Origin of the sequence: Enterobacter sp. 120016 (assembly GCF_018383635.1) — a bacterium.
GTDB classification, from domain to species: domain Bacteria; phylum Pseudomonadota; class Gammaproteobacteria; order Enterobacterales; family Enterobacteriaceae; genus Enterobacter; species Enterobacter asburiae_D.
In genome coordinates, this window is record NZ_JAHAWC010000062.1 from 1 (window position 1) to 242 (window position 242).

Annotated in this window: 1 protein-coding gene; it reads left to right on the top strand. The window is 66.1% G+C overall.

Annotation, left to right across the window (positions count from 1 at the left end):
* Positions 1–242, top strand: a 242-nt coding sequence (locus tag KIF87_RS23635) for a hypothetical protein (protein WP_213330869.1), incomplete at both ends; no start/stop codon positions are given.

Here is a 242-nt window from a genome sequence, read left to right on the forward strand (position 1 = left end):
GAGACGTACCGGTACGACCTTCGTACGGGACAGGTCACTGAGATCGCTGACGGCAGCGGCCAGCGCTGGCTGCTGCGTTACACCCGCACCGGTCTTCTGGCGGAGGAGATCCGGGTCGACGGGATCCGTCTGTGCCGGGACTATGACGCCTGTGGCAGGCTCATCACCCTGCGGGAATATGACCTCAGCGGCAGAGAGGAGCAGGTGCGTGTCACCCGCCTGACGCGGGATGTGTCCGGGCG